This is a genomic window from Erythrobacter sp. YT30, assembly GCF_001542875.1.
GTDB lineage: Bacteria > Pseudomonadota > Alphaproteobacteria > Sphingomonadales > Sphingomonadaceae > Erythrobacter.
On the sequence record NZ_LMAF01000002.1, the window covers coordinates 835,986 to 855,839 of the forward strand.

Below are 19,854 nucleotides of genomic sequence, written 5' to 3' on the forward strand. Positions count from 1 at the left end.
ATTGAGGCGATGTTACGTCTAGTAATTCTCTCGGTTGCATTGATCGTTCTGGGCGCGTGTTCAACTAGCGGAGCAGATCAAGGCGTTTCGCGGGACTATACAGAGATTGTAGGCGCAGTTCTAATCGCACAGCCAGATGTAGCGGCTCAGCACCGCGAGTTCGTTACTGAGTATCCTGACGAGGCAAGTTGGCTCGATAGGTTCTTCGACTATCGGCTTTGCGTTGCTCCGGAAACCGCAGGCAGCAGAGGTGATTTTGAACGGACCGATTGGGAAGTTGGTGCTGTACCGCCTGATTTCCGTATCTACAGCACGCGTTGGGAACAATCCCCTGCGCGCCAGACCATTCCCATTGACTTGCTACCTGCGCATCTCCGTTGGGACGCGGCCTTTTCCTTTTGCCCAAGCGGCGTATTGCGAGTTGGCAGTCCCAACATCCAAGGAGAAAGCGCGACAGTTTACGTGGAGAACTCCTCCAATACTCATGGTTGGGCGGGAGAGATTTACTTGGTCAAAACTGACGATGAATGGATCGTCCAAGAAGAACACAATTGGTGGCAAGCGTAGCGAAATCCAATGTCCACTTTGATCCCGGCATTCCGACATTCCGACGTCTCTCAGTAGCTCTCAACTAGCAGCAAGCTGAATGTTGGCCTTTTGCTTAAGTGAGCGCCTTTCCTACATCGCGTTTGAAACTCATACCGCGCACGGCTCTTTCTGATCGTCAGTCCTCAAGCACACCGCAAAAAATCGCGATCTTTTGCGGAACGAAGTCCCACGGCCCGGTAAATGCAGTTCCTCCACCTGTCCGTCACCCAGCTCAAGACACACTTTTACTATTGTTTTTCATAGGGTTGTGGAGGATGGTATAGGGTGACACGGTGTCACCTTTGTCAACTTCGGTTGGAAATAATCGGAAAGTGCATCTTTGCTATTGCGGCGCGGGCTTTGCGACATCTCGGGCCATTCCCGCAAAAGCCATAGGCGGACAACGTCCTCGTTCCTAAGCCTTCGCCGCAACCTCAGCTGCGTCAAAGTAGTGGATGCGCAATTCCTTCAGCAGGGCATCCTCAAAGCTCCCGCATTCAGTCACCGTTTGGGCAAAGGTCTCGCCGGTTCGCTTTGAGGTCATCGTCAGGGTCAACACTGTCACTGCATGGATGTCACCGCCAGTGATATCGTGGATGTCGACCTTCGCTTCCGCCCATGTGCCATACATGGCCTCGGCACAGCGTTTGAGCGCGTCTTTCCCGCGCCATTCGCCTCCGAAGGGCAGGCATTCGGCTTCGTGTAGAATGAAATCGGGGTGGAGGAGCGTTTCGACCTTGTCCCAATCGCGCGCGCCTGCCGCCGCATAAACGGCCTGGAGCATTTCGCGCGGGGTCTGGTCGGTCGAAGCGCTCATCCCGGCAGCTTTACTCCCCGCTGCCCGTCAGGCCGAGAGCTTCGAGCATGTACTGCACGTCGGGGTCACGATCGGCGAAATTGCGGTACATCACGTCGTAATCCATCGTGCCCCCGCGGCTCAGCACGGTCTCACGGTAATGCTGGCCCGCCTCGCGGTTGAGGCCGCCATTGTTGCGGAACCAGTTGCGGCTGTCGTGATCGAGCATCTGGGTCCACAGATAGCTGTAATACCCTGCCGAATACCCCGCAGGCGATGAGAAGATGTGGTTGAAATAGGTGCTGCGATAACGCGGTGGCACCAGATCAATCTCAAGTCCCAGATCGGTCAGAGATTTGCGTTCAAACGCATCGACCGCTTCCGGGTTACCCACCAGCGCGCGGGCCTCATCCGGTGACAGAGCATGCCATTTCATATCAAGAAGGGCGGCTTCCATCGTCTCGCCGAAATCGTAGCCCTGGCCAAATTTGCCAGCCGCCTCGATCTTTTCGATCATGTCGGCAGGGATCGTCTCACCGGTCTCGTAATGCTTGGCGTAATTTTCGAGCACCGATGGCCACACCGCCCACATTTCGTGGACTTGGCTCGGGTACTCGACAAAGTCGCGCGCCGTCGCGGTGCCAGAAAGGGTTTCGTATTTCTGATCGGCGAACAGGCCGTGTACTGCGTGGCCGAATTCGTGGAAGGCGGTTTCCACCCAGTCAAAGCTCACCAGCTGGACTTCACCATCAGGCGCCTTCGGGATGTTGAGCACGTTGTAGATGACGGGTTTATTGCCGGTCATGTAACTCTGATCGACAAAGTTCCCCATCCACGCGCCGCCGCGTTTGGAAGGGCGCTGGAACGGATCGAAGTAGAACAGGCCAAGCTCTGATCCGTCCTCTTCAAACACGGTGTAAACCGATACGTCTGGGTGATAGACGGGCAGATCGGTGCGGCGCTCAAAAGAGAGGCCATAAAGCTCTTTCGCCATGAAAAAGATGCCGTCTTCGAGCACTCTATCGAGCACGAAGTATTCCATAACGGCGTCCTGATCGAGATCGAATTGTTCGGCCTTGATCTTGTTTGCGTAACGATACCAGTCCCATGGCTCGACAGTGTGGTTCTTGCCTTCGGCGGCAATCGCCTCGTTCAGAATTCCAGCCTCGCTGCGCTGGGTCGCAGCAAGGGCGGGTACCATCTGCTCCATAAAGCCGAGCGCAGTCGCGGGCTTTTTCGCCATGCGATCATACATGGTGTAGCTCGCCCAGTCAGGCTCACCGAACAGCGCCGCCTTTTCGGCGCGAAGCAGTGCGATCTGGGCAATCAGATCGCGTGTGTCGATATCGGTGCGGCCATCGGCGCGGTTGTAGCTTAGCTTGAACAGCTTCTTACGCGTCTCGCGGTTTTCAAGGCTGGGCAGCAAAGGTTGCTGCGTCGTGTTCTGAAGCGCGATGGCGAACTTGCCGGGCTGACCCAATTCTTCGGCAAAAGTGGCAGCGGCCTGAATGTCGCTCTCGGACATGCCGGCGAGTTCTTCGGCCGTGTCGATGATCAGCGGTTGTTCCGACATCGCATTGCGCGCCATCTGGCCAAACTCGGTCGTCAGCGTTGAAAGCTGAGTGTTGATGTCCTTCACGGCCTCGCGCTGTGCTGCAGTAAGAAGCGCGCCGGCATGGACCATGTTGTCGTAAGTGCGTTCAAGCAGCTTGGTGTCTTCGACATCCAGGCTAAGCGCGGTGCGATTGTCGTACACTGCCTTGACCCGCTCAAAGAGGGCTGGGTTGAGCGTGATGCTGTCGTAATGCGCGGTAAGTTTGGGGCTGATTTCCTTGTTTATGGCATCAAGGCCCGGTGTAGTATTGGTGCCAGTGAGCTGGAAGAACACCGAGCCGACCCGGCCCAGCACCTTGCCCGATTTTTCAAGCGCGACAATGGTGTTGTCGAATGTGGGCGCGTCTGAGTTTGCGATGATTGCGTCGACTTCGGCTTTCTGGATTGCCATGCCTTGCTCGAATGCGGGCAGGTAATCGTCTTCGCTGATCTGCGTGAAATCGGGCGCGTGGAATGGCAACGCGCTGTCAGAGGCAAAATAACCGGTGGCTTCTGGAATGGCGGGCACGGCTTCCTCTGTGGCTGTGGCAACGGATCGCTGATTGGCCGCGCTGTCGGAATAGGCGGCTGAGCAACCGGAGAGCAGCGCGACTGCTGATACGGAAGCTGCGAATGTTGCGAAGGGGCGGGAAAGGGGGCGACCTAGTGTTTTTGCGTAGTTCATGGCGCCGTTCTGCCGATTTTGGCAGTCAAATCAATAGGCCGCGCCGCCACGTGATCGAATGTTACAACAGCACCCGGATCTGTGCATTTTTCCTAATCCGTTTGGCTCAATCGGCTTGCACCGCGCGCGCCTACTCAATCGTCCCGATTAGATCGCCCACTTTATAGACCGCGCCTTCCTCGCCAGTAGGCCGTATGGTGCCAGAGGCCTGCGCCTCAATTTCGGTTGTCGATTTATCAGTCTCGACAGTGTAAATGATTTCGCCCTTCTCGACCTGTTCGCCATCGCCGAACATCCATTCGGTCAATGTCATTTCGGTGGCGGACATGCCGAGTTTTGGGATGCGGATTTCTTCTGCCATTTACGCTTTACCTACCGACGCTTTGATCTGTTCGACAATCTCGCTTTTGTTCGGAATCCATGCCTGTTCGAGGTGCGTTGCGAACGGAACAGCGGCGAAAGTGCCACCGATCCGGCGCACTGGGCCTTTGAGGCTATCCCAGCATTTCTCCTGGATGTTGGCAGCAATCTCTGCACCTGTGCCGAACGGGCGGACGGCTTCGTGCAAGGTGAGCGCGCGGCCTGTCTTGCGAACTGAGGCGAGCACGGTTTCCTCATCGTAGGGCGCGATGGTGCGAAGATCGATCACTTCGACGCTGATGCCCTCTTCCTCGAGTTCGCCAGCAACTTCGAGCGCATCAAGTACTGTGCGGCCATAGGTGATGAGCGAGATATCACTGCCTTCCTTAGGCACCGATGCCTTGCCAAGCGGCACTCGATAGCCGGGACCAGGATCTTCAGATTTCAGGCCGTAGCAAAGGATGTTCTCGATAAAGACAACCGGGTCGTTGGCATCGATTGCGCTGCGCATAAGACCGCGCGCATCGGCGGCGTTTGACGGGGTGACGACGTGCATTCCGGCGACATGGGCAAACCATGCCTCCAGCATGTCAGAGTGCTGCCCGCCAAATCCGACGCCCACTCCGGTTGTTGTGCGGATGACGATGGGACATGGCGTCTGACCGCCCGACATATAGCGCAATTTGGCTGCATGGTTGACGATCTGATCCATGCACACGCCGACAAAATTCATCAGCATTATCTCTGCAATCGGGCGCTGCCCCGCAAGCGCTGCGCCTACAGCCGCGCCGATAATCGCGGTTTCCGAAATTGGCGTCGCGCGGATGCGATGTTCGCCGTATTTTTCGGTGAGGCCGGATGTGACTTTGAACACACCCCCGCCCTGCTTGGCTGAGACGTCTTCGCCCAGGCAAAAGACGCCGTCATCTTCGGCCATGGCTTCATCGATGGCCTTGTTGAGGGCCTCTGTCATGGTGATTTCAGCCATCAGTTCACCTCCTCAAGCACGTCTTTGTAGATTTCGTCGGTATCGGGCAGCGGTGCATCCAATGCGTGCTGAACCGCCGCATCAATCTGAGCGTCAATTTCGGCGACGATCTTGTCGAGCTCTTCCTCGGTGAACTGCCGTTCAAGCATGACCTTGCGGAGCTTGGGAAGCGGGTCCTCTGCCTTCATCTCTTCGATGTGCTCGGGCGGCATGTAAGAGAAATCAGCGCCGAAGAAGTGGCCCATCATCCGATAACACATGGCCTCGACCAGAACCGGCCCCTTGCCTGATCGTGCATGCTCGACAGCCTCTTCCATCGCTGGATAAATCTGGTTCACATCATTGCCGTCGACCGTAACGCCCTTCATTCCATAGGATGCAGCGCGTGATCCGATGTTAGGGCTGTCGGTGTGATCGGCATAGGCGGTATGTTCGCCATAACGGTTGTTCTGGCACAGGAAAACAACGGGAAGCTTATAGAGCTGCGCCATATTCATCGCTTCATGAAAGCCGCCAATATTGGCCGCGCCATCGCCAAAGCTGACGAGCGTAACGCGCCCATCGCCGTTGTTCTGGCTCGCCATGGCAAGTCCGTTTGCGATGGGAAGGCCTGATCCGACAACACCCGTAGTCACCATGATCCCGGTATCAGGATCGGTGATGTGCATGGTGCCGCCTTTCCCTTTGCAAGTGCCGGTGGCTTTGCCGAGGCATTCGCCCCACCACTTTTCCATCGGAATGCCCTTCGCGGTCTGTTCACCCTGCCCGCGATAGGTGCACACGACGTAATCCTCATCGTCCAATGCCGCCATCGCAGCGCCGGACACAAGCTCCTGCCCGCGCACGCAGTAATACATGACGGCCACCTTGCCCTGCATCAGCAGTTCACGGAATTTCTCATCCGTGCGGTTCACCTTCATCGTGCGCGTGTAGATGTCGAGCAGCTTGTCGCGATCTATTTCAGCCATGTGTTTAGGGCCTTCCTTTGGGGATATTTGCTTAGAACTGGACGCGTTGGGTAAACCCGCCATCGATCACGATGTTCGATCCGGTCATGTACGGAACAGCGGGGCTCGCGACGAAAACGATAGCCTTGGCGACCTCTGTATCATTGCCGAACCGGCCCATCGGCATTTTCGCAAGCGTGCCTTCGTAGAGTTCTGGCATCATGCCTTTGATCGCTTCCCAATTGCCGCCGGGATATTCAATCGCTCCGGGCGAGACGCAATTGACGCGAATGCCTTGCGGGGCGAGCGCTTGGCTCAGTTGTGAACCATAGGTGATCAGCGCTGCCTTCAAGGCGTTGAACGCTTGCGGCGCAATGAAGGTCTCAAGCGCTGCCGTAGAGCTCATGAAAACAATTGAGCCACTGTCCGAATTGGCAAGATGCGGAGTAAGGGCTTCGACCCCGTTCACCGCGCCCATAATGTCCATATCGAGGCCGTTCTGCCAATCACCCGTGCCGCCCGTGCCTGAACTTGACGCAGTGTGGATGAAGATATCGCATCCGCCCAGCTCTCCAGCGGCTTTTTCGAGCCAAGCCTTATAGGCATCGCCGCCATCATTCATGTCGAACACCTCGGCAAAGACCTTGCCTGGTCCTGCTGCATCAATCTCGGCCTTGGCAGCTTCGATTTTATCGTCCTTGCGGCTGAAGAATGCGACATCCGCGCCGCCTTCGGCAAACAATTTGAGCGATGCGAGGCCAAGCCCATGCGCACCGCCATTCATAATGACTTTCTTGCCTGTAAGTCCGAGATCCATTGTTCGCTCTCCCAGCGGTTTGAATTGCTGGGCAAAGGGATAGCGGAGCGCAGGGGCCAAGCGCACTCGTCAAAAGTGGGGGTGGTAGTGGTGAATGAGTCTTTTCATTCCGCAGCCCATCCGGGCTGCAATATCCTCGCTCATGCGATCAAAGATCGCGTCGCTGCGGGCGCGCGGTCGCGCTTTGACTGCCGTGACCAAGAACCAATCGGCGGCGCAGCCGCCGCAAGTCCGACCGGCCGCCCACAGCGACGCGCCGGAACGGCGTGTGAGCGAGAAAAGCCAAAGGAGCGGATGCGACTGCCGGCGCTTGAGGTCGAACAAGAAAATGGTGCCACGAGAGAGAATTGAACTCTCGGCCTCGTCATTACCAATGACGCGCTCTACCACTGAGCTACCGCGGCACTCTGTCCAAGGAGCGCGCCTATCCATGGGCGCGTGCAGCTTGTCAAGCCATGCTTGAAGTCATGAGCCACTAGGGGCAAGGCGTTTCGTATGAGTGAAGATGACGGCAACAAAATGTCCCGAGAGGAGCGGCTCGCAGCAAAACTGCGCGAGAACCTGCGCCGCAGGAAAGCACAAGGACGAGAAATGAAGAGCGAATCGGGCGAGAACGGGGTTTCCAAAGAGGACAGCGAAAGCTAGGTCGCCTTTTGTTTAGGGGCCGAGCCTCCCACGTCCTCCACCCTTCCGCCCGGAGCCTACCGGGAGACAACCCGGGCGGAAGGGTGGAGGGCATGGGAGGCTCGGTAACTTGGGAGACAACCCATTCCAAAACTTATTCTTGTCCGCCACGGCCAAAGCCAGTGGAACCTTGAAAACCGTTTCACCGGATGGTGGGATGTAGATCTCACAGAGAAAGGCGTATCAGAGGCCAAGGAAGCGGGACAGCTGATGAAGGAAAAGGGCGTACTGCCAACGACCTGCTTCACCAGTTTCCAGACCCGCGCGATCAAGACGCTCAACCTTGCCCTCGAAGAGATGGACCGACTATGGCTGCCCGTGACGAAAGACTGGCGACTGAATGAGCGGCACTATGGCGGCTTAACCGGGCTCAACAAACAGGAAATGCGCGATAAGCACGGCGATGAGCAGGTGCATATCTGGCGACGCAGTTTCGACACGCCGCCGCCTCCAATGGAGCCGGGCTGTGAATTCGATCCGGGTGCTGATCCACGCTATGATGGGATTGATGTGCCCTATACCGAAAGTCTGAAACTTACGATTGAACGTGTGCTTCCCTATTGGAAAAGCGATATTCTGCCGGTTCTCGCAAGCGGAGAGACGGTCATCATCTCTGCACACGGCAATTCGCTGCGAGCGCTTGTCAAACACCTCTCAAACATATCCGATGACGAAATCACCGGGCTTGAGATTCCCACCGGGCAGCCAATCGTTTATGACTTCGATGAAAACATGGTGCCGGGTGAACGGTATTATCTGAAAGACAGCTGAGGGTGCAGGTTTGATGGCGGACGAAACAGCCGCAGAGGGGGGCGCAGAAGTCGCTGTGGTGATGGGCAGTCAGTCCGACTGGCCCACCATGAAACTCGCAGCTGAGATACTCGATGAACTGGGCGTGTCATACGAGGCGCGCATTGTCTCTGCCCACCGCACACCAGACCGGATGAATGCATTTGCAAAAGGTGCGGCTGATGCCGGCTTTCATGTCATCATCGCAGGCGCAGGGGGTGCTGCTCACCTACCAGGCATGATCGCATCCATGACGCATTTGCCAGTGCTCGGCGTGCCGATCCAGTCAAAGGCACTCTCAGGTATGGATAGCCTGCTTTCGATCGCGCAAATGCCGGGAGGCGTTCCGGTTGGCACTCTCGCCATCGGTGAAGCCGGCGCAAAGAATGCCGGTTTGATGGCGGCATCGATCCTTGCCCTAAATGACAAGGCGCTCTCTGTGCGCCTAAAAGCATGGCGACAGGCGCGTAGCGATGCCGTGGCGGAGGTACCCCAATGACAGCTCCTCTCGCCCCCGGATCGACAATCGGCATACTCGGTGGAGGCCAGCTTGGCCGGATGCTGGCCATGGCGGCGGTGCAATTGGGATACCGCGTCATTGGGTACGCGCCCGAAGGTGACAATGTCGCGGCTGATGTTTGCCAGGACTTCTTCGAAAATGGCTGGGGTGACAAAGCTGCCCTCGCAGCGTTCGCTTCCAAATGCGATGTGGTGACGTGGGAATTTGAAAATGTTCCTCTCTCAGCAGTCGCCGCCATCCCAGATCGCCTTCTCGCGCCAAACCCAAAAGCGCTTGAGACGGCGCAGGATCGTTTGGCGGAGAAGGCCTTTGTCGAACAATTGGGAGCAACTGCAGCGCCGCACGCACGCGTTGAAAGCGAAGAGGATTTTCGCCGCGCACTTGAAGAAGTCGGCACGCCCGGCATCCTCAAAACCGCGCGCGATGGCTATGATGGAAAAGGCCAATGGAAAGTCGGCTCTGCGCAAGATGCAAAAGGTGTGCGCTTTCCTGGCCGCCGTTGCGTCTTTGAAGGATATGTGGAGTTTGAAACCGAGTTTTCGGTGATCCTCGTGCGCGGCCATGACGGCACGATCCGTTTCTGGGATTCGACCTCAAATACTCACGATGACGGGATGCTCGCTTCTTCCATTTTGCCTGCCGGGGATCTTGTCGACAGCCAAGTCGATGAGGCTCGCCAGATCGCGACAAAGACTGCCAACGCCTTGCAGTATGTGGGCGTGTTGTGCCTTGAATTCTTCGCGACCGGCCAAGGGCCGATCTTCAATGAGATGGCGCCGCGTGTGCACAATTCAGGTCACTGGACCATTGAAGGCGCGGCAACCAGCCAGTTCGAAAACCATATCCGCGCGATTGCAGGCCTGCCGCTCGGCGGAACCGATACGCGCTTTGCCAGCATCGATATGCGCAATATCGTTGGGGAGGACGCCCTGACAGCGCACCAGATCCTTGCCGAAGATGGCGAACCGCACCTGCATTTGTATGGCAAAAAGGAAGCGCGTGATGGCCGCAAAATGGGTCATGTCACTCGCGTGAGCCACAAGGCGTGATGCACCCCAGTGATTGACACGCACGGCCTTACAATCACGCTCGTCTATGCCCGCGCCGCCAATGGCGCGATCGGGGTGGAAGATCGCCTGCCCTGGCAGCTTCCCGCTGACCTTCGCCGGTTCAAATCGCTCACTATGGGCAAGCCCATGATCATGGGTCGCAAAACTTTTGAAAGCCTCCCCGGCATTCTGCCCGGTCGCCGTCATATCGTCCTTACCCGGCGCGAGAAGTGGGACAGCGAGGGCACAGAGGTGGTCCGCTCAATGGAAGAAGCGCTGGCGGTTGCCGCTCAAGGAAATGATACTGGCGAAGTGATGATAGTTGGCGGCGCGGCAATCTATGACGTGTTCATGCCCATCGCGCACAGGATCGAACTCACTCAGATTCACGAGGATTTCGAAGGCGATACCTTTATGCGCGCGCCCGGCCCCGAATGGACCGAAGTCGCTCGCGCCGATTTCGCCGTAACCGAGGCAAACGGAAAATCCCGCCCCGCTTATTCCTTTGTCTCTTTTGAACGGGCGGATAAAGACTAGGCCCCTATGCGCTGGCTCGATCATCAAAAACCTGTGCCCGATGCGTTGCGCGGCGCGGTCATCGCGCTGGGCAATTTCGATGGCTTTCATAAAGGGCATCAGGCGGTTGCAGGCGAAGCGATTGAGTGGGCGCATTCCGAAGGTCGTCCTTCGATCATCGCGACATTCGACCCGCACCCGGTGCGTTTCTTTCGCCCTGACGTGCCGCCCTTTCGTCTGACAACATTGGAGCAGCGCCAGGAACTCTACCTCGCCGCTGGCGCTACCGCGATGATGGTATTCCATTTCGGCAATGATCTGGCGAGCACATCGGCTGAAGACTTCATCACCGATATCCTCATCAACCGTTTCGGCGCATATGGCGTGGTCACGGGGGGCGATTTCACCTTTGGCCAGGGTGCGAAGGGCAATGTCGGTTTGCTCAAAGGATTTGGCGGTGACAATGGGCTGCATTCACGCGTTGTCGATGTGGTTGAGGCGGGCGAAGAAGTCGTTTCCTCCAGCCGCATCCGCGACGCTTTGCGTAATGGCGATCCGCAATTGGCCGCATCGCTCCTCACCCGGCCCTTCGCCATTCGCGGGATTGTGGAGCATGGCGACAAGAACGGGCGCAAGCTTGGTTATCCCACTGCGAACATCGCCATCGACACCTATCTTCGCCCCAAATACGGCGTCTATGCGGTAACAGGCAAAGTCCTCAGCACCGGCGAAACCCTCAAAGGCGCTGCCAATATCGGCATTCGCCCGCAATTCGAGCCGCCCAAGGAATTGCTCGAGCCGCACTTTTTCGACTTTTCAGGAGACCTCTACGGGCAGGAAATCGAGGTTGCTTTTCACCACTTCCTGCGCGGTGAGGCGAAATTTGAATCCCTTGATGATCTTATCGTTCAGATGGACAAGGATTGCGAGGAAGCGCGAAGGCTTCTAAGCGCGCTGCCATAATGAGCGACGACATCACTAAACGCGACTATAAGGATACGGTCTTCCTGCCCAAGACTGACTTCCCCATGAAAGCTGGCCTTCCGCAAAAGGAGCCGGGCATTGCGGCGCGCTGGGCGGATATTGATCTTTACACCAAGCTGCGCGATGCGCGGCTGGGGCGTGAGAAATTCATCCTTCACGATGGCCCGCCATACGCCAATGGCGACATGCATATCGGGCACGCGCTCAACCACATTCTCAAAGACATGGTCTGCCGCACGCAGAACCTGATGGGCAAGGACGCGCCCTACGTCCCCGGCTGGGATTGCCACGGCTTGCCCATCGAATGGAAAGTCGAAGAGCAATACCGCAAAAAAAAGAAGAACAAGGACGAGGTTCCGGCGAAGGAATTCCGCGCCGAATGCCGTGCCTACGCGCAGAAATGGGTCGACACCCAGCGCGAACAGCTGAAGCGGCTCGGGATCATGGGCGATTGGGACCGGCCTTATCTGACCATGGATTTTCAGGCTGAAGCGACGATTGTTGCCGAGCTGATGAAATTTGCCGAGGCTGGCAACCTCTATCGCGGGTCAAAACCGGTAATGTGGTCTCCGGTCGAGAAAACCGCTTTGGCGGAGGCCGAGGTTGAATATGAGGACCTGACCGACAGCCCGCAGATCGATGTGGCGTTTAAGATCGTCGAGAGCCCGATTGAGGAGCTTGTCGGCGCGCACGCAGTGATCTGGACCACCACGCCGTGGACGATCCCGGTAAATCAGGCTTTGGCCTATGGGGCAGATGTTGAGTACGTTCTTTTCGAACAGCCGCGTGATAGCGCTCGTCCTAGGAAGAAGTTTTTAATCGCTAAAGATCTGGTCAGAGAATTCGGTGAACGGACAGGTCTCGGCAGATACGGGGAGCCTCATATTCCCCATCCGATTGCGGAGGTTGATCGCATCGCCTCGTTCTGTAGTAAAGATCTTAGGGGCTCCGACCTAGCCGGAACCAAAGTCCGCCACCCAATGCATCATCTCGGCGGATTCTACGCGACGCCCCGCCCGCTGCTGGAAGGCGATTTTGTCACCACGGACTCCGGCACAGGTCTTGTCCATATGTCGCCTGATCATGGCGAAGATGACTTCGCGCTCTGCAAAGAGCACGGCATCAATCCCGTTTTCGCGGTGATGGATGATGGCCGGTATCGCGACGATTGGGAGTGGCTTGGCGGATCGGACGAGCGACGTCGCAGCGTCATCAACAAGCCCTTCAACGCGCCCGATGGGCCAATCTGCTCGGACTTGCGCGAAGCGGGCGCTTTGCTCAGCGCTTCTGCCGATTACGAGCATTCCTACCCGCATTCATGGCGCTCCAAGGCCAAGGTCATCTATCGCTGCACCCCGCAATGGTTTGTACCGATGGACAAGGAACTGACAGGCGGCGCATCGCCATCATCGCTGCATGAAATGAGCCTTGAGGATATCGAGGCGGCAGCTTCGGGCGGTGGCGAGGTACCGCAAGGCCCGCGCGATACCCTGCGCACCCGCGCCATGTCCGAGATTGAGCGCGTCCAGTTCATCCCGGAAAAGGGCGCAAACCGCATCGGCTCCATGGTCGAAGGGCGGCCCGATTGGGTGCTCTCCCGCCAACGCGCATGGGGCGTGCCGATCACTTTGTTCGTGCGGCCCGACGGTACCTATCTGCAAGACCCAGAAGTCAACGCGCGAGTCATCGCTGCGGTCGAAAAGGACGGCGTCGATGCTTGGGAGGAAGCGCGCAAAGCGGAATTCCTCGGAAACGCGCACAGCCCCGATGACTATGAAATGGTCACCGACATACTCGATGTCTGGTTCGATTCTGGCTGCACGCACGCCTTTGTGCTCGAAAGCGGGCGCTGGGGCGATTTGCAATGGCCTGCCGACCTCTATCTCGAAGGGTCAGACCAGCATCGCGGCTGGTTCCAGTCCTCGCTTCTCCAATCCTGCGCCACGCGCGGGCGCGCGCCTTATGATCAGGTGCTGACCCACGGCTTCACCATGGATCAGGCGGGCAAGAAGATGTCGAAATCGCTCGGCAACACGGTCTCGCCACTTAAGGTGATGGAGCAATACGGTGCGGATATCATTCGGCTGTGGGCGCTGAGCGTCGATTTCACCGAAGATCACCGGATCGGCGATGAAATCCTCAAAGGCGTGGGCGATCAATATCGCCGCTTGCGCAACACGTTCCGCTATCTGCTTGGGGCGCTCGATGGCTACACCGGCGATGCAGGCGATCTGGGCGAGATCCCGGAGTTGGAGCTTTATGCTCTCTCGCTTCTGAGCGAGTTGGACGGGAAACTCAAAAAGGCGGCGAACGAGTACGATTTCAACACATACACGCGACTGCTGGTGGACTTCTGCAATGAAGACCTCTCCGCCTTCTTCTTCGATATCCGCAAGGACACGCTTTATTGCGATGGTCCCGATAGCGTCACGCGCAAGGCCTATCGCGCGGTTTTGGACCTGCTTTTCCACGCGCTCGTCCGATACGCGGCGCCTGTGCTGGTCTTCACCACCGAGGAAGTGTGGCAAACCCGCTATCCTGACAGCGAAGATAGTGTGCACCTGCTCGAATGGCCTGAGGTGCCAACAGTCCCAGCGGACAAAGCCAAATGGGAAAAGCTGCGCGCCCTGCGTGAACGCGTGACCGAGGCAATTGAGCCGCTGCGCCGTGAAAAGACCATTCGTTCGAGCAACGAAGCGGTCGTAACCGTGCCAGCTGACGCGGTGCCGGACGGCGTCACGGACGAACAGCTCGCCGAATTGTTCATCACCGGGACAGTCACTCGCGGTCAAGGCGATGATGTGACAGTCACCAAATCTAGCCATAACAAATGCGGCCGCTGCTGGCGCTTGCTTCCCGACGTGCCCGAGGATGGCGCGCTTTGCGGGCGATGCGTGGATGCGGTTGCCGCACTTGATGGAGTGGCAGCATGAGCGGGCTTTTCACTCGCAACCGTGTGATTGGACTGTTGATTGCGGCTGTAATCTGCGCTGTCGATCAGCTGGTCAAATGGTGGGTCGCAGGACCGTTGGGTCTCAAGAATCTTGGCGACAAGATGGACCTTCTTCCCTTTTTCGATCTTACCCGCGTGCACAACCAAGGCGTCTCGCTCGGCATGTTTCAGGCGACCAGCCCGGAAATGCGCTATGGCTTGATTGCAGTAACAGCTGCGATTGCCTGCGTCGTGCTCGTCTGGATGATGCGCGAGCGGAAGATGGGCGATATCTTTGGTCTGTCGCTGATCCTGGGCGGTGCGATTGGCAATATCTACGATCGCTGGGCGCTGGGTTATGTCCTGGACTATGCAGACTTTCACATTGGGGACTTTCGCCCCTTCCTAGTTTTCAACATCGCCGATGCGGCTATCACTATCGGCGTGGTTATTATCCTTGCTCGCAGCCTGTTTGTGCGCGACACAGAAGAAGAGGCCGACGGGTCAGCGGAGACAAAACATGCGTAACGTAACAAAGGCGATCATCGTCATTTCAGGCACCGCCATGCTGGGCGCGTGCGGCGGCAATGGGATTTTCAACCGCGACCGTCCCGATGAATTTGCGGTGCAGCGTCAGGCACCGCTGGTGGTTCCGCCTGATTTCACACTCACCCCGCCTGCCCCCGGCGCGCCGCGCCCTGTCGAAGGGACCGCGAGCGAGCAGGCTTTGGAAGCCTTGTTCGGCGGGCCATCACCGCGCAGCTCTATTGAGACAAGCACGCTTGATCGTGCAGGCAGTGCGGCACCCGGCATCCGCAGCCAGGCTGGTGATCCCGAGACCAACACGGTCGCCAAGGGCACCGTGACACGCGACATCATCGCCGCCCCCGAAGGTGACGGCGCAAACGCGCAGACATTGATTCCGTCATGATGGAGCGCGCCCATCCGGGCGCGTATCCTCGCTGCTATGTCGTTCGCTTCGCTACGGAGCAGCTGTGGGCGGGCGGTCACCCTTGCGGTTCGTGATCCCCGAACCGACTTGTGAGCTTAGACTTCTGGCTTTTCGCTTTCCGCTGGTTCTTCCACTTCTCGCCTCACGAGGATCTTGTCGATCCGGCGATTGTCCATGTCGACGATTTCGAATGTCCAGCCTTGTTCGCTGAATGCCTCGCCTTCAATCGGCAGGCGCTTCAGCACCGAAAGAGCGAACCCCGCAGCCGTCCCGAATTCGCGGGTTTCATCATATTCGATCGAGAGCCTGTCAGCGAGCGCATCGGCTGACAAGGCACCCGACACCAGCAAAGTTCCATCGGCTCTTTCGACGATCAACGGTGCGTCGCCTTCGTCTTGGTCGCTAGCGAAATTGCCCGCAATCGCGGTGAGCAGATCAACCGGCGTCACGATCCCTTCGAAATGGCCGTATTCATCGTGCACCAGTGCCATGGCGATTTCCGCCGATTGCAGCACACGCAGCGCATCCATCGCATCGAGCTGATCGGGTAGCACTTCGGCTTTGCGCATCATGGCGCGGATTGAGACCGGCTCGCCTGCGACCAGCTTGGCCAGAATCTCGCGCACTTTGATGATACCAAGAATGCTGTCAGGCGATCCTTCCGCCACGGGAAGCAGTGAATGCGGGCTGTCCTCTATGGTCTTGAGTATCTGTGCCTCATCGGCGTCTGCCTCAATCCAATCCAGCTCGGTTCGCGGGGTCATCATGTCACGCACAGGACGCTCTGCAAGTCGAACGACGCCGGTAAGGATTTGGTGCTGATCGGCTTCGATTACGCCCGAGCGTGTCGCATCGGCAAAGATCATTTGCAGTTCTTCGGCTGTCACACTGGTCGTATTTTTTGACCGGATGCCAAAGAGCCCGATTATCCCAGCAGATGATTTATCGAGCACCCAGACAAGCGGCGCGGCTATGGTCGCCAACAAGGCCATTGGCCGCGACATGACGACCGAAATCGGCACGGCTGATCGCAAAGCGAGCTGCTTTGGCACTAGTTCGCCAACAACCACACTCAGATAGGTCGTGAGAGCGATGACCGAGATAAACGCGATCTCATTCGACACGTCAGCAGGCACGCCAATCGCCGCCAGCCTCTCTCCCACGGGCGCTTCGAGGCTCGCGCCTGATAATGCGCCCGTCACAATCGCAATGAGAGTGATCCCGATCTGCACGGTTGAGAGAAACTTGCCTGGCTCCGCTGCAAGCCTGATCGCGATGCGAGCGCCGACAGATCCTTCTTCCGCTTTCGCTTTGAGCTTTGCGGTTTTGGCCGAAACAATCGCCAACTCCGACATCGCAAAGACGCCGTTGAGCACGATGAGCCCAAGGATGAAAACCAGATCTGACCAGGGAAACGGTGTCACGTCCTATCCGCTAGCATAATTGAGCGCGGATGAAAGCGGCATGGTGTGAACACTGCACCGCTTGGTCCATGGCAAATGTAAATATCGCTCACACGACGTTACAACCGGTTCATTATCAGGCAAAGCGATTAGCGGCACTAACAAGCCGATTGGACGCCAATTCATTGCGCACGGAACGAACCGCGTGCGAGGTGGTATCACTGGGAAAGAGGAGTACTGGACAATGAAAAGATCTCGAATTCTGGTCGCAAGCACAGCTTCGATTGCACTGCTGGGCACCAGCGCGTGCGTTACCGATCCCAACACCGGCGAACAGAAAGTTTCGCGCACCGGGATTGGCGCAGCTCTCGGCGGCACTTTGGGATATCTCCTCGGCGGGGCGATAGGCGGTGATGCAGCGCGGATTATTGGTGCTGGTATTGGCGGCACCGCTGGCGCGGTGGTCGGCAAGCAATTTGATGACCAAATCAAAGAGCTGGATGAACAAACCGCAGGATCAGGCGTCGATGTTGAAGAAGTGGGCGATCAGGATGCAATCCTAGTCCGGCTGCCTGATGGCGTGACCTTTGCGAGCGGTTCTGCCGACATCAATCCCGGTTTTTACACCACGTTGGATTCGGTTGCCGACAGCCTCATCAAATATCCGAACAGCCTTGTGGATGTGTACGGGTTTACCGACACGACCGGCTCGACCGCGCTCAACCAGCGACTTTCAGAGCAACGCGCACAAGCTGTGGCCGATTACCTTGCGGCAAAAGGCGTCGCTCGTGGACGCCTTGCAACGCGCGGTTTTGGCGAAAGCTACGATCAGCTACGCGTTAAGACGGCTGACAATGTGAACGAGCCGCTCAACCGCCGCGTTGAAATCAAGATCATTCCGATCAGCGATGCTGATGTGGCTGAGGCCCAAGGGCAATAACCTTACCTGATTTTCAGACACCAGGTTTCCTGCTCCCTTCATCCTTTCATCCGGGTCGTATTTCGGAGTCATAACTCGGGTGGAAAGGTGCAGGGAGTGGGAAGCCTGGGACCTGTGGGCAGGAGAAGAGTTTCTACTTGTCCCTTAAAGTCTCGGCCATCGGCCTGATCCGCTGAGCGATGGCTTCGTGAATGGCAGGCGATGAAACAAGCACGCCGAAATCTCGTGGATCGCGCTTGTTGAAATTGAGCGGTTTGCCGAAAGCTTCCGACACCTGAGCCCCTGCTTCGCGCGCGATTAGCGTTGCGGCCGCGACATCCCATTCATAACCCCACCTCAATGTCGCCACCAGATCGGCTTGATCTGCTGCAACCATGGCGATGCGCAGAGCAATCGAATTGGGTTTTTGGACGATCAGAAGGTCGTTCACCGCTTCGGGCAACTGATCGACAGGAATGCGCGCCCCGCCGAGCTTGGTCCGGCGCGAGGCTGTGATCGGCTTTCCATTCAATTGCGCGCCTCGACCGGCCTCGGCGCTAAAAATCTCACCGCGAGCCGGGGCAAAGAGAGTTCCCAAAAGCGGTTTGCCTGCGCTGATCAGCGCAACAGACACTGCCCAGCCATCACGGCCACGGATAAAATCGCGCGTCCCGTCTACGGGATCGACCATCCACAAGAGATCTCTATTCAGGCGATCCTCGTCATCGGCAGTTTCCTCGGACAACCACCCCGCGGAAGGCAAAAGCGCGCGCAATTCCCGTTTAAGAAAAGCATCGACTTCAAGGTCAGCCTCGCTCACCGGGTTGCCGGGGGTTTTGTCCCAACTGGCAAGATCATGCCCACCACCTGGCCAGCGCGAAAGCGCAATGCGCCCGGCTTCGCGGATGATCTGTTCGAGGCGTACCCTATCAATCATGACAAGATGTTTCCGTGAAGCCGCAAAGCGATCTTTTCAAGCGCCGAAATCCATGCTTAGGCGTGCCAGCATAAATCTCTCCCCAGTACCTCTCACTGGCAGCGCGTCCGCGTTCCAGATCGACACAATCAAAGGGATCAAAACAGCATGAATGTGCACGAATATCAGGCGAAAGAACTGCTCAAGGAACACGGCATCGCGATTCCCGCAGGCCACGCTGCGATGACAGTCGAAGAAGCGGTCGAAGGCGCAAAGAAACTGCCCGGGCCGCTCTACGTAGTTAAGGCTCAAATTCATGCTGGCGGCCGCGGAAAGGGCAAATTCAAGGAGCTGCCTGAAGATGCCAAAGGCGGCGTTCGCCTCGCTTTCTCCCTCGATGAGGTCGAAAGCCACGCCAAGGAAATGCTCGGCAACACGCTCGTGACCATTCAGACGGGCGAAGCGGGTAAACAGGTCAATCGCCTTTACGTCACCGATGGCGTCGATATCGAAAGCGAATACTACCTTGCCATGCTGGTCGATCGGGCGACCGGGCGCGTCGCTATGGTCGCGTCGACTGAAGGCGGGATGGACATTGAAGATGTCGCGCACGAAACGCCTGAGAAGATCACAACGATCACCATCAACCCAGCACAAGGCTTCATGCCACACCATGCGCGCGCGGTTGCGTTTGCTCTCAAGCTGACGGGTGATCTCAACAAGCAGTGCCAAAAGCTCGCGAAGCAACTCTACACCGCATTCATGGCGAGCGATTGCGATATGCTGGAGATCAACCCGCTGGTTGAGACCAGGCCCGATGCCGATGGAAAAGCCCACCTGCTCGTGCTCGACACCAAGATGAGCTTCGATTCAAACGCGCTCTATCGCCACCCCGCCATCGAAGAAATGCGCGATGAAACCGAGGAAGACCCAGCCGAGGTTGAAGCGAGCGAATATGATCTCGCCTATATCAAGCTGGACGGCAATATCGGCTGCATGGTGAACGGCGCCGGCCTCGCCATGGCGACGATGGATATCATCAAACTGAACGGCGCGTTTCCCGCCAACTTCCTCGATGTGGGCGGCGGCGCAACGACCGAGAAAGTGACAGCCGCGTTCAAGATCATCCTCAAGGATCCGGCGGTCGAAGGCATCCTCGTCAACATCTTCGGCGGCATTATGAAATGCGACATCATCGCTAACGGCGTGGTGCAGGCGGCGAAGGACGTGAACCTGCAGGTCCCACTGGTGGTGCGCCTTGAAGGTACGAATGTTGAGGCGGGCAAGGAAATCCTTGCGAATTCCGGCCTTGCGATCGTTCCCGCCGATGACCTTGGCGATGCGGCGAAGAAGATTGTCGCTGAGGTGAAGAAGGCGGCTTAACTCGGTTGCGAAGGCGCATCCGCGCCCTCGTCC

At 57.5% G+C, this 19,854-nt stretch carries 20 protein-coding genes and 1 tRNA gene; 12 read left to right on the forward strand and 9 right to left on the reverse strand.

Translation table 11 applies throughout. The features are described 5' to 3' along the window. Nucleotides 1–9 precede the first annotated feature (9 nt). Nucleotides 10–567 carry a hypothetical protein gene (locus AUC45_RS08610; protein WP_067601116.1) on the forward strand — a complete coding sequence of 186 codons (558 nt, stop codon included), beginning with the start codon at nt 10–12 and terminating at the stop codon, nt 565–567. A gap of 436 nt (nt 568–1,003) precedes the next feature. Here the strand turns inward: AUC45_RS08610 and AUC45_RS08615 are convergent, their stop codons facing one another. The 7 genes from AUC45_RS08615 to AUC45_RS08650 all read right to left on the reverse strand — a co-directional run bounded on the left by AUC45_RS08615 (nt 1,004) and on the right by AUC45_RS08650 (nt 7,178). Next, the gene (locus tag AUC45_RS08615) at nt 1,004–1,405 is read right to left on the reverse strand and encodes a nuclear transport factor 2 family protein (protein WP_067601119.1); all 402 of its coding nucleotides are present in this window, start codon (nt 1,403–1,405) and stop codon (nt 1,004–1,006) included. A 10-nt stretch (nt 1,406–1,415) separates the two neighbouring features. Then, nucleotides 1,416–3,662, reverse strand: a complete 2,247-nt coding sequence (locus AUC45_RS08620) for a M3 family metallopeptidase (RefSeq protein ID WP_082701054.1) — start codon at nt 3,660–3,662, stop codon at nt 1,416–1,418. A gap of 130 nt (nt 3,663–3,792) precedes the next feature. Continuing rightward, nucleotides 3,793–4,023, reverse strand: coding sequence for a biotin/lipoyl-containing protein (locus tag AUC45_RS08625; protein ID WP_067601122.1), 231 nt, complete (start codon nt 4,021–4,023; stop codon nt 3,793–3,795). Continuing rightward, a complete protein-coding gene (locus tag AUC45_RS08630; RefSeq protein WP_067601125.1) occupies nt 4,024–5,010 on the reverse strand; it encodes an alpha-ketoacid dehydrogenase subunit beta in 987 nt (328 codons plus the stop codon). Continuing rightward, complete coding sequence (locus AUC45_RS08635; RefSeq protein ID WP_067601128.1) at nt 5,010–5,978, reverse strand: thiamine pyrophosphate-dependent dehydrogenase E1 component subunit alpha; 969 nt, start codon at nt 5,976–5,978, stop codon at nt 5,010–5,012. The genes AUC45_RS08630 and AUC45_RS08635 overlap by 1 nt, the downstream gene beginning before the upstream one ends. Before the next feature lie 31 nt (nt 5,979–6,009). After that, nucleotides 6,010–6,774 carry an SDR family NAD(P)-dependent oxidoreductase gene (locus tag AUC45_RS08640; protein WP_067601131.1) on the reverse strand — a complete coding sequence of 255 codons (765 nt, stop codon included), beginning with the start codon at nt 6,772–6,774 and terminating at the stop codon, nt 6,010–6,012. Between the two features lie 329 nt (nt 6,775–7,103). Beyond that, nucleotides 7,104–7,178: transfer RNA gene (locus tag AUC45_RS08650), tRNA-Thr, on the reverse strand. A gap of 91 nt (nt 7,179–7,269) precedes the next feature. On the opposite strand from AUC45_RS08650, the gene AUC45_RS15875 reads away from it, so the two are divergent. The 9 genes from AUC45_RS15875 to AUC45_RS08690 all read left to right on the forward strand — a co-directional run bounded on the left by AUC45_RS15875 (nt 7,270) and on the right by AUC45_RS08690 (nt 15,179). Next, nucleotides 7,270–7,419: a hypothetical protein gene (locus AUC45_RS15875; RefSeq protein ID WP_197409533.1), complete on the forward strand. Its 150-nt coding sequence runs from the start codon at nt 7,270–7,272 to the stop codon at nt 7,417–7,419. A gap of 123 nt (nt 7,420–7,542) precedes the next feature. Then, complete coding sequence (gene gpmA, locus AUC45_RS08655; RefSeq protein WP_067601137.1) at nt 7,543–8,229, forward strand: 2,3-diphosphoglycerate-dependent phosphoglycerate mutase; 687 nt, start codon at nt 7,543–7,545, stop codon at nt 8,227–8,229. A 13-nt stretch (nt 8,230–8,242) separates the two neighbouring features. Then, nucleotides 8,243–8,746 carry a 5-(carboxyamino)imidazole ribonucleotide mutase gene (gene purE / locus AUC45_RS08660; protein WP_067601140.1) on the forward strand — a complete coding sequence of 168 codons (504 nt, stop codon included), beginning with the start codon at nt 8,243–8,245 and terminating at the stop codon, nt 8,744–8,746. Further along, nucleotides 8,743–9,816, forward strand: a complete 1,074-nt coding sequence (locus AUC45_RS08665) for a 5-(carboxyamino)imidazole ribonucleotide synthase (protein ID WP_067601143.1) — start codon at nt 8,743–8,745, stop codon at nt 9,814–9,816. Before purE ends, AUC45_RS08665 begins: the two co-directional genes overlap by 4 nt. Before the next feature lie 9 nt (nt 9,817–9,825). Then, nucleotides 9,826–10,353, forward strand: coding sequence for a dihydrofolate reductase (locus AUC45_RS08670; protein ID WP_233998621.1), 528 nt, complete (start codon nt 9,826–9,828; stop codon nt 10,351–10,353). Between the two features lie 6 nt (nt 10,354–10,359). Then, complete coding sequence (locus AUC45_RS08675; RefSeq protein WP_067601145.1) at nt 10,360–11,295, forward strand: bifunctional riboflavin kinase/FAD synthetase; 936 nt, start codon at nt 10,360–10,362, stop codon at nt 11,293–11,295. Beyond that, nucleotides 11,295–14,249 (forward strand): isoleucine--tRNA ligase, encoded by a 2,955-nt coding sequence (gene ileS / locus AUC45_RS08680; protein ID WP_067601148.1) that lies wholly within the window; start codon nt 11,295–11,297, stop codon nt 14,247–14,249. The genes AUC45_RS08675 and ileS overlap by 1 nt, the downstream gene beginning before the upstream one ends. Further along, complete coding sequence (gene lspA / locus AUC45_RS08685) at nt 14,246–14,776, forward strand: signal peptidase II (protein ID WP_067601150.1); 531 nt, start codon at nt 14,246–14,248, stop codon at nt 14,774–14,776. Before ileS ends, lspA begins: the two co-directional genes overlap by 4 nt. Next, complete coding sequence (locus AUC45_RS08690; protein WP_067601152.1) at nt 14,769–15,179, forward strand: DUF3035 domain-containing protein; 411 nt, start codon at nt 14,769–14,771, stop codon at nt 15,177–15,179. Before lspA ends, AUC45_RS08690 begins: the two co-directional genes overlap by 8 nt. Nucleotides 15,180–15,295: 116 nt before the next feature. On the opposite strand, the gene AUC45_RS08695 is transcribed toward AUC45_RS08690, so the two are convergent. After that, nucleotides 15,296–16,624 (reverse strand): hemolysin family protein, encoded by a 1,329-nt coding sequence (locus tag AUC45_RS08695; RefSeq protein WP_067601155.1) that lies wholly within the window; start codon nt 16,622–16,624, stop codon nt 15,296–15,298. Nucleotides 16,625–16,847: 223 nt separating this feature from the next. On the opposite strand from AUC45_RS08695, the gene AUC45_RS08700 reads away from it, so the two are divergent. Further along, a complete protein-coding gene (locus AUC45_RS08700; protein WP_067601158.1) occupies nt 16,848–17,543 on the forward strand; it encodes an OmpA family protein in 696 nt (231 codons plus the stop codon). Nucleotides 17,544–17,676: 133 nt separating this feature from the next. Here the strand turns inward: AUC45_RS08700 and AUC45_RS08705 are convergent, their stop codons facing one another. Continuing rightward, entirely contained in the window at nt 17,677–18,459 is a 783-nt protein-coding gene (locus AUC45_RS08705; RefSeq protein ID WP_067601163.1) for a 3'(2'),5'-bisphosphate nucleotidase CysQ, read from the reverse strand. Nucleotides 18,460–18,606: 147 nt separating this feature from the next. On the opposite strand from AUC45_RS08705, the gene sucC reads away from it, so the two are divergent. Beyond that, complete coding sequence (sucC, locus tag AUC45_RS08710) at nt 18,607–19,821, forward strand: ADP-forming succinate--CoA ligase subunit beta (RefSeq protein ID WP_067601166.1); 1,215 nt, start codon at nt 18,607–18,609, stop codon at nt 19,819–19,821. The last annotated feature ends 33 nt before the right edge of the window (nt 19,822–19,854 follow it).

Coding starts and splice junctions, on each gene's coding strand:
- AUC45_RS08615 (WP_067601119.1), bottom strand. CDS start 1,405: ATGAGCGCTTCGACCGACCAGACCCCGCGCGAAATGCTCCAGGCCGTT.
- AUC45_RS08675 (WP_067601145.1), top strand. CDS start 10,360: ATGCGCTGGCTCGATCATCAAAAACCTGTGCCCGATGCGTTGCGCGGC.
- AUC45_RS08705 (WP_067601163.1), bottom strand. CDS start 18,459: ATGATTGATAGGGTACGCCTCGAACAGATCATCCGCGAAGCCGGGCGC.
- lspA (WP_067601150.1), top strand. CDS start 14,246: ATGAGCGGGCTTTTCACTCGCAACCGTGTGATTGGACTGTTGATTGCG.
- ileS (WP_067601148.1), top strand. CDS start 11,295: ATGAGCGACGACATCACTAAACGCGACTATAAGGATACGGTCTTCCTG.
- AUC45_RS08665 (WP_067601143.1), top strand. CDS start 8,743: ATGACAGCTCCTCTCGCCCCCGGATCGACAATCGGCATACTCGGTGGA.
- AUC45_RS08690 (WP_067601152.1), top strand. CDS start 14,769: ATGCGTAACGTAACAAAGGCGATCATCGTCATTTCAGGCACCGCCATG.
- AUC45_RS08635 (WP_067601128.1), bottom strand. CDS start 5,978: ATGGCTGAAATAGATCGCGACAAGCTGCTCGACATCTACACGCGCACG.
- AUC45_RS08625 (WP_067601122.1), bottom strand. CDS start 4,023: ATGGCAGAAGAAATCCGCATCCCAAAACTCGGCATGTCCGCCACCGAA.
- AUC45_RS08700 (WP_067601158.1), top strand. CDS start 16,848: ATGAAAAGATCTCGAATTCTGGTCGCAAGCACAGCTTCGATTGCACTG.
- purE (WP_067601140.1), top strand. CDS start 8,243: ATGGCGGACGAAACAGCCGCAGAGGGGGGCGCAGAAGTCGCTGTGGTG.
- AUC45_RS08630 (WP_067601125.1), bottom strand. CDS start 5,010: ATGGCTGAAATCACCATGACAGAGGCCCTCAACAAGGCCATCGATGAA.
- AUC45_RS08640 (WP_067601131.1), bottom strand. CDS start 6,774: ATGGATCTCGGACTTACAGGCAAGAAAGTCATTATGAATGGCGGTGCG.
- AUC45_RS08620 (WP_082701054.1), bottom strand. CDS start 3,662: ATGAACTACGCAAAAACACTAGGTCGCCCCCTTTCCCGCCCCTTCGCA.
- AUC45_RS08610 (WP_067601116.1), top strand. CDS start 10: ATGTTACGTCTAGTAATTCTCTCGGTTGCATTGATCGTTCTGGGCGCG.
- sucC (WP_067601166.1), top strand. CDS start 18,607: ATGAATGTGCACGAATATCAGGCGAAAGAACTGCTCAAGGAACACGGC.
- AUC45_RS15875 (WP_197409533.1), top strand. CDS start 7,270: ATGAGTGAAGATGACGGCAACAAAATGTCCCGAGAGGAGCGGCTCGCA.